Below are 12,049 nucleotides of genomic sequence, written 5' to 3' on the forward strand. Positions count from 1 at the left end.
GCCGTGCCCATGGGCGCGGCTTTTTTTGATACGCAAATATGACGGATATCATATTAAAGGGGATTTCATGAAACTCGATAACGCAATCGTCCTCGTCACCGGCGCCAACCGCGGCCTCGGCGAGGAATTCGCCCGCCAGGCGCTGGCCCGCGGCGCCCGCAAGGTCTATGCCGGCGCGCGCGACCCGAGCACCGTCGCACTGCCCGGCGTGGTGCCGGTGCGCCTGGACATCAACGACGCCGCCCAGGTGCGCGATGCCGCGGCGGCCTGCGCCGACGCCACGCTGGTCATCAACAACGCCGGCATCGCCAGCCCCGGCAGCCTGCTCGACGAAGACAGCATCGCGGCGATGCGGCGGATGATGGACACGAACGTCTACGGCATGCTGCGCGTCAGCCAGGCGTTCGCCCCGGTGCTCGCGGCGAACCGCGGCGGCGCCTTCCTGAACGTCCTGTCGGTGGCGAGCTGGATCAGCACCCCGGGCCTGGCCGCCTATGCCGCCACCAAGTCGGCGGCGTGGAGCGTGAACAATGGCCTGCGCATCGCGCTGAAGCAACAGGGTACGCAGGTGCTGGGCCTGCACGTGGGCTTCGTCGACACCGAACTGACGCGCGGGATCGACCTGCCGAAGCTGGCTCCGGCGGAGGTTGTCGCGCGCGCCTATGCCGCGCTGGAGGAAGGGAAAAGCGAGGTCCTGATCGACGAGCTGTCGCAGAACGTCAAGCGCGGCCTGTCGCAGGAGCCGGGCATCTACCTGGACGTGGTGCAGCGCCCCACCTGAGCGCGGCGTGGTAGCATCGGCCGATGGAAAAACGCACCGACTACAAGACCGCCCTCCTGATCGAGGCCGTGATCCACGAAGCCGGCGCCGTCGGCCTGCCGGGCGCGGCGCGCAGGCTGGCCGAGATCGGCGTGCCGCTGGAGGTGGCGATGCGGGTGCTGACCAGGCCCGTGGAGAGGCGGCAGCAGTTCGAGTCGCCGTTCATGAAACGGGAGTCGTCATGAGCGGTTCGCGCGAAATGCGTCGTCCCCGCCTGCGCGGGGCGACGTGAAACCGCGGGCCGACGTCGATCAACAGGGTTGCAAAACGCGTTCGTGCAGTTCCGGCTCGCCATCGGCGTACAGCTGGACCACGGTCGATGTGCGGGTGCCGTAGCCATCGATCTCGATGCACACCGCCGACAGCTGGCGTTCGACCTCGATCGGCACCCCGGTATCGGGCAGGCGCAGGTCGGGGGCGCGGGTGGTATCGGCCAGCATCTCGAAATACGCTTCCTCCGGTGCGCCCTGCAGCAGCAGGCTGGCGAAGGTCGCCTTGGTGCGCAGCACCTTCGGCCAGGGCGCGTCCAGCAGGCCGTTCGAGACGCCATAGATGCCCGGCTCCAGCGCCTTGCCGTTGCGCGGGTCGCCGCCGGCACGGTTCGTGAACCAGTACAGGCCCTCGCGGTCGCCCAGGATCAGGTTGAAGCCGTTGTAGTCGGCGGCACCGAGGGCGATGCGCTCCAGGTAGGCCGGCGCGTCGAGGTCTCCCCTGAGGAAATCGGCGACCAGGGCGCCGCGGGTCGGCGCGTCGCTGCGTCGCTCGCCGGGCGCGCGGATATTCGTCAGCGCCGCGAACTTCGGGCCGTTCGGGCCGCTCTTCGTGACTCCCATCCAGCTGCCGCCGCCCTGCAAGTCGCGGCCGGCGATGATGTTCGGGTCTTCCGGCCAGGGGCCGGCCGGGGTGGCGGGACGGTCGTAGAATTCGTCGCGGTTGGCGCAGGCGATCACGGGCACGCCGGGAATCACGCGCCAGGCGAATACGATCAGGCACATGGTGTGGACTCCGGGGTCAGATCGAGGAATACCTCGGTGCGGCGCGGACCGGCGATCAGCGCATCCAGGCCCGCATGCGCGGCGGCGCGATCGAGCTCGTTGGCGAAGGCATCGGGGGTGCCCGGGTAGACTTCCATCCAGGTCTGCATGCCTTCCCTGGTCTCCGGCCGGCGCTTGAGCTGGAAGGCGAGGCCGTGGCTGGCGGCCAGTGCCGCCTGCATCGCACGCACGCGCGGCGCCAGTGCGGCGGCGTCCTGCTCGCGCACCTTGTAATAGACGTACAGGTCCATCATCGCTCGCGTGGCAATCACGCTTCCGGCGCGTCGAGGGTGTAGGGCAGAGGCAGGAAAGCCAGCGGCGTTCCGCCGGCCGAGCCGTGGCGCACTTCGTGTTCCAGCGCGGCCAGCTTGATCTCGACCAGGGCGTCGGCGCCCCCTTCGCCGTTCGGCGCGGCGTTGACGATCATGCCGGACGGCTGCTCCGGGTCGTCCGACGAATACACTTCGTCGCCGGCGCGCGCCGCCGCGTTGGCAAGGGTCGCCAGCACCATGCGGCGTTTCAGCTTGCCGAGGTACTGGCTGCGGGCGACGATCTCCTGGCCCGGATAGCAACCCTTCTTGAAGTTCACGCCCCCGAGCAGCTCGAAGTTGACCATCTGCGGCACGAACTGTTCCTGGGTCGGCCGGGTCACCTGCGGTACGCCGGCGTGGATCCCGGCCAGCTGCCAGGCGGCGTTGCCGCCCAGCGCCAGCGTGTCGCGCAGTTGCGGCAGGGCGGCGATGGCGGTTTCCGCCGAGGTAATCCACAGGTAGCGCGGCGCATTGACGGCATCGGCCAGGCGGATCACGGTGCCGAACGCGCCGTCGACCTTGGCGTAGGGGGCGGCCGGCAGGGTGCCGACCTGGCGCGCCAGCGCGTCCCCGGCCCTGGCGCCGGCCAGCCCGAGCACGGCGCCGGTCGCGGCTTCGTCGGTGGCGTCGCGCAGTTTCGCCTTGGCGCGCAGCACGAACATGCTCAGGCGCTTTTGCAGCGGCGCCTGAATCGCGCGCGGCAGCTGCAGGTAGATATCCTGGTTGTCCTGCCCACCGCGCCACATCAGGAAGGTGGCCTGCAGACGGCCTTTCGGCGTGCAGTAGCCGGCCAGGCGGGCTTCCTGGGCGCCGAGGTGCTCGACGTCGTTGGTCAGCTGGCTGTGCAGGAAAGTGGCGGCATCGTCGCCGCCGGCGGCGATGAGGCCAAGGTCGGTGACCGGCGCCACCACGCCGGCGGCGAGGTCGGCGGCGGAAAGCGTCTTTCCGAAGTCTTCGATCTGGCTGGCTTCATCCTGGTGGAAGCGCGCGCCGAGCGTAGCGAGGTAGTCTGTCCAGTTATTCATATAATACGCGTTTCAAAATCCGGTCGATTTCCCGATTAGGCTTTATCATTACGGCCTCATTATAGGGTTGTCGACAAATTCGCGCCGGGCACGGCGCAAAACCAGATCTCACATGGCACTAATAAGAAAACTTATCGTCACGGGCGTGATCGTGTCAGTCGCGGCCGTCGGAGGCTTCCAGTGGTGGGCGGGACAGCCGATCACCGCGGCGGACAGTCCCGTCATCCCCTTCGCGATCGCCCAGGGCAGCGGCGTGGCCGGCGCGGCCCAGCAGATGGCGAGCTCCGGGGTGCCGGTCAACGGCTTCCTGTTCGGCGTCCTGGCGCGCGTGACCGGCAAGGCCGGCCAGATCAAGGCCGGCAGCTACGAGCTCAAGCCCGACACCAACCCGCGGCGCCTGTTGACGCAACTCGTACGCGGCGAGTTCGCGCAGGAATCGCTGACCATCATCGAGGGCTGGACCTTCCGCCAGATGCGCCAGGCGGTCGACGCCGCGCCCAACCTGAAACACGAGTCGGCCAAGCTGTCCGACAAGGAGTTGCTGGCCAAGGTGGCACCGGAGGCGCCGTATGCGACCCCCGAGGGCCTGTTCTTCCCGGACACCTATTTGTTCGCGAAGAATTCCAGCGACCTGCAGATCTACAAGCAGGCGCACGAGATGATGATGAAGCGCCTCAAGACGGCCTGGGAGAAGCGCGAGCCGGACCTGCCATACAAGGATCCCTACCAGGCCCTGATCATGGCCTCGCTGGTCGAGAAGGAAACGGGCCAGAAGAACGAGCGCTCGATGATCGCCGGCGTGTTCGTGAACCGCCTGAAGACCGGCATGCTGCTGCAGACCGACCCCACCGTGATCTACGGGATGGGCGACAAGTACGACGGCAAGATCCGCAAGAAGGACCTCGAGTCCGACACCCCGTACAACACCTATACCCGGGCCGGGCTGCCGCCGACCCCGATCGCGCTGCCGGGCGTGGAATCGCTCGCCGCGGCACTGACCCCGGCCAAGACCGACGCCCTGTACTTCGTTTCGCGCGGCGACGGCACCAGCCATTTCTCGGTCAACCTGAACGAGCATAACAAGGCGGTCAACCAGTACCAGCGCCAGGGGTCGAAATGAGCGCTTCCGCCGTTATCCCGGGCAGGTTCATCACCTTCGAAGGCATCGACGGAGCCGGCAAGTCGACCCATATCGGCTTCGTGACCGACCTGCTGAAGGACGCCGGCAAGACGGTCGTCTCGACCCGCGAGCCGGGCGGCACGACCCTCGGCGAAAAGCTGCGCGACTTGCTGCTGCACGAAAAGATGAACCTGGAGACGGAAGCCTTGCTGATGTTCGCCAGCCGCCGCGAGAACATGGCCCGCGTGATCGAACCGGCGCTGGCGCGCGGCGACTGGGTGCTGTCCGACCGCTTTACGGACGCCAGCTTCGCCTACCAGGGCGGCGGGCGCGGGCTGCCGCTCGACAAGCTGGACCGGCTGGAGCAATGGGTGCACCCGCACCTGCAGCCCGACCTGACCCTGCTGTTCGACGTGCCGCTGGAAGTGGCGCGCGAGCGCCTGGATGCCACCCGGACCCTCGACAAGTTCGAATCCGAGGAGGCCGCGTTCTTCCAGCGCTGCCGCAACGAATACCTGCGCCGCGCCGCGGAACACCCCGGACGGATCGTGGTCATCGACTCGACCCGGACGATCGACGAAGTCCGCGCTTCACTGCGCGCGGCACTGGAGAAATGGTTTTGACGATCTACCCATGGCAAGGAGAGGCCTGGACGCAGCTGCAGCAGATGCGCGCGCGCCTGCCCCATGCGATCCTGTTCTACGGCCCGGCCGGCATCGGCAAGGCCGACTTCATCGAAGCCTTCGCCCAGGCCCTGTTGTGCGAAAACGTCCGCCCCGACGGCCATGCCTGCGGCGAGTGCGCGTCCTGCGGCTGGTTCAGCCAGGGCAACCATCCGGACTACCGTCGCGTGCGCCCGGAAGCGCTGGAAGACGAGGCTCCGCCCTCTGATGCCGAGGAAGCGGGCGAGACCGACAAGAAATCGAAATCCTCGAAGACGGCCTCGAAGGACATCAAGATCGAGCAGATCCGCGCGCTGGCCGACTTCATGAACATCTCGACCCACCGCCAGGGCTTGCGCGTGGTGGTGCTGTACCCGGCCGAGGCGCTGAACATGCCGGCTTCGAATGCGCTGCTGAAGACGCTGGAAGAACCGCCGCCGGGCACGGTGTTCCTGCTGGCATCGAACGGCCTGGACCGCCTGCTGCCGACGATCCTGTCGCGCTGCCGCAAGTTCGCGCTGCCGACGCCGGACCACGCCGAGGCGCTGGCCTGGCTGGAAGCCCAGGGCGTGCAGGATGCCGACGGCTGGCTGCGCGAGCAGGGCGGGGCGCCGCTGGCGGCACTCAGCCAGGCGGAAACCGGCAGCCGCGAGGAGCTCGATGCCCTGCTGCAGATCCTGGCCCAGCCCAGCGTCGATGCCGCGTTGCGCGCTGCCGACAAATTGAGCAAAGCGCCGCTGGCATCCCTCGTCGCGTGGCAGCAAAGATGGTTGTATGACGTATTTTCGTACAAGCTGTCCGGCACGATCCGCTATTATCCGCGGTATCGCCAGCAGTTGGCGGCCCTGGCCGGGCGCGTCCACACGGCCAGGCTGATGCAGGCGATCAAGTCGACCAATGACCGGCGCGCGGTGGCCGACCACCCGCTGTCGCCGAAATTGTTTGTCGAAGATATGTTGCTTGATTACACTGCTTGCTGCAGCGCATGATGCGCGGCTGCGCACCCGAATGAAAGGATTCCGATGAACGGCTTGCCGACCGACCCGAACGCTCCGCTGGCGCCCCAGGCGACGCGGCCGTCCGTGCTCTCGCTGGCCATCAAGGAAAAAGCGGCGCTGTACGCGGCCTACATGCCTTTCCTGAAGAATGGCGGGATGTTCGTGCCGACCAACAAGCCGTACAAGATCGGCGACGAGATCTACCTGATCCTGTCGCTGATGGACGATCCGAACAAATACCCGATCGCCGGCAAGGTGGCCTGGATCACGCCGGCCGGCGCCAACAACAACAAGGCGCAGGGCATCGGCGTGCATTTCCCGGCCGACGAGACCGGCCAGCGCGCCAAGCTGCGCATCGAAGAAATCCTGGGCGCGGCACTGCGGTCCTCGCGCGCCACCCATACCCTGTAATCACGAACCATCCGAATCCGAATCGTTTATGCCGTCATTCGTACATCGTCTTGCCCGCATCGAAGATCTGCCCGTCATCGTCGATATCTACAACTCCACCATCGCCTCGCGCGAAGTCACCGCCGATACCGAACCGGTCACGGTCCAGTCGCGCGAACAATGGTTTGCCGACCATACGCCGGAACGCCGTCCGCTGTGGGTCATCCATGATGCCGAAGACAAGTCGGCAAACCCCGCAGTGATCGGCTGGTGCTCCTATTCGAACTTCTACGGCCGCCCGGCGTATTCCGGCACCGCCGAGGTCTCGATCTATATCGCCGAGGCCTGGCGCGGCAAAGGGATGGGCCGCTACTGCCTGGAGCAGGCCATGGCGTTCGCGCCGAACATCAAGGTGCATACCCTGCTGGGCTTCATCTTCGGCCATAACGCACCCAGCCTGGCCCTGTTCCGCAAGTACGGCTTCGAGACCTGGGCGAATTTCCCGCGCGTGGCGAACCTGGACGGGATCGAGCGCGATCTGATTATCCTGGGCAAGCGGGTGGCGTGAGCCCCGCTCCGATCGCCGAGCTGTCGCCGCTGGAGCGGACACATTCGCCACTGTTATTGGTATTGCCGATTCAGTCAACGAAGCAGGCGATTTCGCTCATCGTTATCTTTGGCGCCATCTCGCTGCTGCTGTTTGCGGTGCTGTGGATGACGGACAGGCATGGAAACCCCTAGATGCTGGTGCCCATATTTGCGGGCACGCTGCCCTCGGCCCAAGTCGCGTTGCCAGCTGCCTTCGAGGTGCACACCCGCGCGCCCGCGCGTCACCTGCTCGGCGACATCGAGGACAATGTCGGTTTCCTCGGCTATCGTATCCAGACGATCGAACAGCCGGGCCGGGCCTGGCGCTACCGCCTGAACCATCCGGAATGGATGCGCTGGCGGGAGAACGAGATCACCGTACGCCTGCAGGACGACAGGCGGATCGCCATCCATGACCCCAGGGGCGCGCTCGGGATGCTCAGGAAAAACCTGGCCCGCCGGGAAGGCTTCGCGAGCCTGCCGCGCTGACTCAGTCGCCCGGCCCTTCGCCGGGCATCGTGTCCGCCATCAGGCGCAGCTCCTCGGGTGTCAGTTCTTCCGGTTTCTTGTCGGCCAGGCCGTCGAGGTCCGGGTGATGGTCCGCCTGCGCCTGCTGCTGGGACTGGCCCGTCTGCTCGGCGGCCTGCTGCTTGCCGGGCGGCGCCGGCTGTTGCTGTGGCTGTTGCTGCTGTTCGTTGCTCATGAAAAATCTCCGTGCTGGATGGTCCTTGCGACCAAGTTTGGCATAGAGCGGCGCGTGGCGGCGTCCCGTTCGTCGGCGCCGACTCGCGTACAATGGCGGGATGTACATCGATTCACATTGCCATATCAATTTCCCGGAGCTGGCGGCCCGCATGCCCGAGATTCTCGGCAAGATGGCCGAGAACAAGGTCGACAAGGCGCTGTGCGTGTCGGTCAACCTGCCGGAGTTTCCCAGCGTGCTCGCCCTGGCCGAGCAATATCCGCACATCTACGCCTCGGTCGGCGTCCACCCTGATTACGAGGACACGCCCGAGCCGAGCGTCGACGAGCTGGTGCGCCTGGCCGACCATCCGAAGATCGTCGCCATCGGCGAAACCGGCCTGGATTACTACCGCCTCGAAGGCGACCTGGAGTGGCAGCGCGCACGTTTCCGCACCCACATCCGCGCTTCGCGCGAAACGCGCAAGCCGCTGATCATCCACACCCGCTCGGCCAGTGCCGACACCATCCGCATCCTCCAGGAAGAGGGCGCGGCGGTCGACAAGGGCGGCGTGGCCGGCGTGATGCATTGCTTCACGGAGACGCTGGAGGTGGCGCAGGCGGCGATCGAGATGGGTTTTTACATCTCTTTCTCCGGCATCGTCACCTTCAAGAGCGCAAAAGACCTGCAGGCGGTGGCCCAGGCACTTCCGCTGGACCGCATCTTGATCGAAACCGATTCGCCGTATCTCGCGCCCGTGCCCTACCGTGGGAAAATGAACGAACCGGGCTACGTGCCCCATGTGGCCGAGTTCATCGCCACGCTCAAGGACGTGCCGCTGCGCGAAGTGGCGGAGCGCACCACCGACAACTTTTATAAGCTCTTTAACGTACCGAAGAACTGAGGAGGGACTGAACCATGATGCAGCGTCGCGGTTTTCTTCGCCTGAGCGCCAGAACGATTCTTGCGGCCTTCGTCGTGGCGGCTTTCCCCGGAACCGCGGCGCTCGCCGCGACTTCCGCCCAGGTCTCGGACTTCTTCCGCGCGGTACAGATGGACGACCCGAAAACGGTCAAATCCCTGCTGGCGGCGGGCGTGGACCCGAACCAGCCGAACCCCGTGGGCGGCGACCCGGCACTGGTGCTGGCGCTGCGCGAAGGCTCGATGAAGGTGTTCCGCGTGCTGCTCGAGCACCCCGGCATCCAGCTCGACGCGCCGGCCGTGAACGGCAACACGGCCCTCATGATGGCGGCCTTCAAGCATAACCAGCCGGCCGCCGAAGTGCTGATCCAGCGCGGCGCGGCGGTCAACCGCCCGGGCTGGACGCCGCTGCACTACGCGGCCGCCAGCGGCGACGAGAACGTCGCCCGCCTGCTGATCAAGCATGGCGCCAAGGTCGACGCGGTGTCGCCGCCGGCCAGCGGCGCCATGACGCCGCTGATGATGGCCGAGCGCGAAGGCCATCCGGACATGGCCGCCTTCCTGCTCGAGAAGGGCGCGAATCCGACACTTACGAATACCGAAGGCCTGACCGCGGCGCAAATCGGGGAGCGCGCCAGGACGGCACGCTAGCCAAGCAGCAAATTGGCGCGGAAAAGCCCTTCAGCTTCACGCATCGAAATCTTTTCTCGTTGCAGATAATGCTTCCATGCAATCAACCCTGCAAGGAACACGATGCTGAACGAACGCGAAATCGAGAGCTGCTATCTGGGGCAGTTTATTCCGGTCCATTATCACCACAACATGCTGATGGACCAGAACCGCATGCACAGCTTCAAGTCGGCGATCTTCCATGCCGTCAAGCCGGGTGCCAAGGTCCTGGAACTGGGCGGCGGCACCGGCGTCCTCTCGTTTTTCGCCGCGCAGTCCGCCGACAAGGTCTACTGCGTCGAGTTCAATCCGGACATGGTGCGGGAAGCCCGCAAGTTCCTGGCCATGAACCAGAACGGCCACAAGGTCGAGGTGATCCACGCCGACGCCTTCGGCTACCTGCCGCCGGAACCGGTCGACATCGTGATCTGCGAGATGATCCATGCCGGCATGCTGCGCGAGAAACAGGTCGAGGTGATCGAATCGTTCAAGCGCCGCTACCTGGCGCGCTTCGGCGGGCCGCTGCCGCTGTTCCTGCCGGAAGCCGTCATCATGGCGGTCCAGCCGCTGCAGCAGGAATACGATTTCGAAGGTTTCCAGGCCCCGATCGTGCAGTTCCAGCCGAGCAACGCGATCTATCCTGGCACCGTCGAGCTGGCCCAGCCGGGCGTGTACAGCATCATGGACTTCAGCCAGCCGGTCGATGCCCTCATCGCCTGGGAAGGCCGCTTCCTGATCGAGAAGGCCGGCCGCCTGAACGCGCTGCGCTTCCTCACCAAGAACGTGCTGTCGATTATCGAGGAGCACGGCACCACGATCGACTGGCTGAGCCACGACATGACGCTGCCGCTGGCGCGTCCGCTGGACGTGCAGGCCGGCGACCTCGTACAGCTGAGCTTTGCCTACCGCTGCGGCGGCTCGATTCCGTCGCTGGAGGCCTCGATCCGCACCGGGCTGGTAGAGCGCCATGAAGAGGCGACGGGGAAAGAGGCGGTGCGCGGGCAGCCCGACGCGGCGGTCTACGCCTGAGCGGCGGGCCACCCGTCCCATCGCGGCCAGACGGCTCCCACGAGGGGCCGTTTTCCATTGATCCCCGTTTTTCTTCCGTTTATCCCCGCTTGGCGCCATCCGTCGCTTCGCGCTTGCCCCGCCAGGCAGTTGTCATTACAGTACGGCATCGACCTATCCCCCTGCCTGAAGGAGCGAACAATGCTTGGATTCCTCGCCTGGTTGCTGCTGCTGTTCCTGTGCTGGCCGCTGGCCCTGCTGGCGCTGTTCCTGTATCCGCTGGTGTGGCTGGTCCTGCTGCCCTTCCGTTTGCTCGGGATCGGCGTGGAAGCCGTGTTCGAGCTGCTGCGCGCCATCGTCCTGCTGCCGGCGCGGGTGCTGGGCGCTTCGCCGGGGCGCTGAATTCCCGAATAGTTTCTCGTCTTTAAGCCAGTGTGCGCCGATTAACAGACTGTGCTCCGTCATTCGCCTATCGTGGGCATACTGATGGCTTTCATTCGTCAGCCATGCTTAGAAAGGAAACGACTATGCGCCTGGATATTTACCGCAGAGCCGAACAGGACGGCAAGTTTTCGTACCTGGCGGTGCCCGAAACCCGCAACATCCCCGAGGAAGCCACGAATACCGACTGGGAAGTCGAAGCCCGTGCCATCGAGGTGGCCGACGATGCCCAGCAGATCGAGGATTACGACATCCAGAACCTGAACGGCCAGCTGGCCGAAAAAGGTTACGCGGTCACATCCACGATGCACTGACACCACAAGTCGCAGCCCGAAACCGGCCTCTCCACCGAACACGGGGAGGGCCGGCGGGCGGCTGCGCGTCGCCTATGGTATCCTTGCGCTCCGTATAGATAGGTGCAAGTGGAGGCGTAATGAAGTGGGCAGTCGTGGGTTTTCTCATCCTTTCCGTCCTGCATATTCATTTCCGCGGTAAGGTCCGCCTGCCGTTCGGCCGCCAGCTGTTCGACCATTCGTCGTTCATGGCACCGATCAATATCTTCATGCACCTGTTTTCCAAGGTGCCGAGCACGCCCTATATTCCGGTACGCGAATTTCCCGAGCTGGACATCCTGCAGCAGAACTGGGAAGTGATCCGCGAGGAGGCGCTGCACCTGGTCGCGCTGCAGAAGATCAAGGCATCCGAAGAGAACAACGACGCCGGCTTCAACTCCTTCTTTAAGACCGGCTGGAAACGCTTCTACCTGAAGTGGTACGACGCCAGCCATCCCTCGGCCGCGCGCCTGTGCCCGAAGACCTATGCGCTGCTGCAAGGCATCCCGTCGGTGAAGGCGGCCATGTTCGCGGAGCTGCCGCCGGGCGCCAAGCTGAATCCGCACCGCGATCCCTTCGCCGGTTCGATGCGCTACCACCTGGGCCTGGCCACGCCGAACGACGACCGCTGCTTCATCGAAGTCGACGGCCAGCGCTACAGCTGGCGCGACGGCCAGGGCGTGATCTTCGACGAAACCTTCATCCACTGGGCCGAGAACACCAGCGGGAAAGACCGCGTGATCCTGTTCTGCGACGTCGAGCGCCCGCTGCGCTTCCGCTGGGCGCAGGCGGTCAACCGCTGGCTGGGCCGCACCATGATGACGGCGGCCGCCTCGCCCAACGAAACCGGCGACCAGACCGGCCTGGTGAGCAAGCTGTTCCGCATCTCGCACGTGATGGGCCAGTACCGCCGCCGCTACAAGGCCTGGAACAAGACCGCGTACAAGGCGACCAAGGTCGGCCTGGTCGTCGGCCTGGCTGCGCTGATCTACTACATCTGACTTGCCCGCCCGGATATAGCAACGGCGCGCCGGCCCGCGAGGGCGGC

19 protein-coding genes are annotated in these 12,049 nt (G+C 65.6%); 15 read left to right on the plus strand and 4 right to left on the minus strand.

Annotation, left to right across the window (positions count from 1 at the left end; all coding sequences use genetic code 11):
- Window positions 1–67: 67 nt before the first annotated feature.
- Together ACI48D_RS17100 and ACI48D_RS17105 are read left to right on the plus strand one after the other, a co-directional pair.
- On the plus strand, window positions 68–781 hold the full coding sequence (locus tag ACI48D_RS17100; RefSeq protein ID WP_435572441.1) for an SDR family oxidoreductase: 714 nt from the start codon (window positions 68–70) through the stop codon (window positions 779–781).
- Window positions 782–804: 23 nt separating this feature from the next.
- Entirely contained in the window at window positions 805–1,005 is a 201-nt protein-coding gene (locus tag ACI48D_RS17105) for a hypothetical protein (RefSeq protein WP_435572442.1), read from the plus strand.
- A gap of 66 nt (window positions 1,006–1,071) precedes the next feature.
- Here ACI48D_RS17105 and ACI48D_RS17110 read toward each other — a convergent pair whose 3' ends face one another.
- From ACI48D_RS17110 to ygfZ, 3 genes are read right to left on the minus strand one after another with little or no spacing between them, the layout of a single operon-like run.
- The gene (locus ACI48D_RS17110) at window positions 1,072–1,815 is read right to left on the minus strand and encodes an NRDE family protein (protein WP_435572443.1); all 744 of its coding nucleotides are present in this window, start codon (window positions 1,813–1,815) and stop codon (window positions 1,072–1,074) included.
- Window positions 1,806–2,126: a DUF4936 family protein gene (locus ACI48D_RS17115; protein WP_435572444.1), complete on the minus strand. Its 321-nt coding sequence runs from the start codon at window positions 2,124–2,126 to the stop codon at window positions 1,806–1,808. Before ACI48D_RS17115 ends, ACI48D_RS17110 begins: the two co-directional genes overlap by 10 nt.
- Window positions 2,123–3,190, minus strand: coding sequence for a CAF17-like 4Fe-4S cluster assembly/insertion protein YgfZ (ygfZ, locus tag ACI48D_RS17120; RefSeq protein WP_435572445.1), 1,068 nt, complete (start codon window positions 3,188–3,190; stop codon window positions 2,123–2,125). Before ygfZ ends, ACI48D_RS17115 begins: the two co-directional genes overlap by 4 nt.
- A 112-nt stretch (window positions 3,191–3,302) precedes the next feature.
- Between ygfZ and mltG the strand changes: the two genes are divergently transcribed.
- From mltG to ACI48D_RS17155, 7 genes are read left to right on the plus strand one after another with little or no spacing between them, the layout of a single operon-like run.
- A complete protein-coding gene (gene mltG, locus ACI48D_RS17125) occupies window positions 3,303–4,310 on the plus strand; it encodes an endolytic transglycosylase MltG (protein WP_435572446.1) in 1,008 nt (335 codons plus the stop codon).
- Entirely contained in the window at window positions 4,307–4,933 is a 627-nt protein-coding gene (gene tmk / locus ACI48D_RS17130; protein WP_435572447.1) for a dTMP kinase, read from the plus strand. The genes mltG and tmk overlap by 4 nt, the downstream gene beginning before the upstream one ends.
- The gene (locus ACI48D_RS17135) at window positions 4,924–5,961 is read left to right on the plus strand and encodes a DNA polymerase III subunit delta' (protein ID WP_435572448.1); all 1,038 of its coding nucleotides are present in this window, start codon (window positions 4,924–4,926) and stop codon (window positions 5,959–5,961) included. The genes tmk and ACI48D_RS17135 overlap by 10 nt, the downstream gene beginning before the upstream one ends.
- Before the next feature lie 33 nt (window positions 5,962–5,994).
- The gene (locus tag ACI48D_RS17140) at window positions 5,995–6,381 is read left to right on the plus strand and encodes a PilZ domain-containing protein (protein ID WP_435572449.1); all 387 of its coding nucleotides are present in this window, start codon (window positions 5,995–5,997) and stop codon (window positions 6,379–6,381) included.
- Between the two features lie 28 nt (window positions 6,382–6,409).
- Entirely contained in the window at window positions 6,410–6,928 is a 519-nt protein-coding gene (locus ACI48D_RS17145; protein ID WP_435572450.1) for an N-acetyltransferase family protein, read from the plus strand.
- Window positions 6,925–7,101, plus strand: coding sequence for a hypothetical protein (locus ACI48D_RS17150; protein ID WP_435572451.1), 177 nt, complete (start codon window positions 6,925–6,927; stop codon window positions 7,099–7,101). The genes ACI48D_RS17145 and ACI48D_RS17150 overlap by 4 nt, the downstream gene beginning before the upstream one ends.
- The gene (locus ACI48D_RS17155) at window positions 7,102–7,437 is read left to right on the plus strand and encodes a hypothetical protein (protein ID WP_435572452.1); all 336 of its coding nucleotides are present in this window, start codon (window positions 7,102–7,104) and stop codon (window positions 7,435–7,437) included. It begins immediately after the preceding gene.
- A 1-nt stretch (window position 7,438) separates the two neighbouring features.
- Here ACI48D_RS17155 and ACI48D_RS17160 read toward each other — a convergent pair whose 3' ends face one another.
- Window positions 7,439–7,651: a hypothetical protein gene (locus ACI48D_RS17160; RefSeq protein WP_435572453.1), complete on the minus strand. Its 213-nt coding sequence runs from the start codon at window positions 7,649–7,651 to the stop codon at window positions 7,439–7,441.
- A 100-nt stretch (window positions 7,652–7,751) separates the two neighbouring features.
- On the opposite strand from ACI48D_RS17160, the gene ACI48D_RS17165 reads away from it, so the two are divergent.
- The 6 genes from ACI48D_RS17165 to lpxO all read left to right on the plus strand — a co-directional run bounded on the left by ACI48D_RS17165 (window position 7,752) and on the right by lpxO (window position 12,002).
- Window positions 7,752–8,534: a TatD family hydrolase gene (locus tag ACI48D_RS17165; RefSeq protein WP_435572454.1), complete on the plus strand. Its 783-nt coding sequence runs from the start codon at window positions 7,752–7,754 to the stop codon at window positions 8,532–8,534.
- A 14-nt stretch (window positions 8,535–8,548) separates the two neighbouring features.
- A complete protein-coding gene (locus ACI48D_RS17170; RefSeq protein ID WP_435572455.1) occupies window positions 8,549–9,202 on the plus strand; it encodes an ankyrin repeat domain-containing protein in 654 nt (217 codons plus the stop codon).
- A gap of 102 nt (window positions 9,203–9,304) precedes the next feature.
- On the plus strand, window positions 9,305–10,249 hold the full coding sequence (locus ACI48D_RS17175; protein ID WP_435572456.1) for a methyltransferase domain-containing protein: 945 nt from the start codon (window positions 9,305–9,307) through the stop codon (window positions 10,247–10,249).
- Between the two features lie 180 nt (window positions 10,250–10,429).
- Complete coding sequence (locus ACI48D_RS17180) at window positions 10,430–10,630, plus strand: hypothetical protein (RefSeq protein ID WP_435572457.1); 201 nt, start codon at window positions 10,430–10,432, stop codon at window positions 10,628–10,630.
- A 125-nt stretch (window positions 10,631–10,755) separates the two neighbouring features.
- Complete coding sequence (locus tag ACI48D_RS17185) at window positions 10,756–10,983, plus strand: DUF6139 family protein (protein WP_435572458.1); 228 nt, start codon at window positions 10,756–10,758, stop codon at window positions 10,981–10,983.
- A 119-nt stretch (window positions 10,984–11,102) separates the two neighbouring features.
- Window positions 11,103–12,002 carry a lipid A hydroxylase LpxO gene (gene lpxO, locus ACI48D_RS17190; RefSeq protein ID WP_435572459.1) on the plus strand — a complete coding sequence of 300 codons (900 nt, stop codon included), beginning with the start codon at window positions 11,103–11,105 and terminating at the stop codon, window positions 12,000–12,002.
- Window positions 12,003–12,049 lie beyond the last annotated feature (47 nt).

The sequence above is a fragment of the Massilia sp. LXY-6 genome (genome assembly GCF_051233485.1).
GTDB lineage: Bacteria > Pseudomonadota > Gammaproteobacteria > Burkholderiales > Burkholderiaceae_D > Telluria.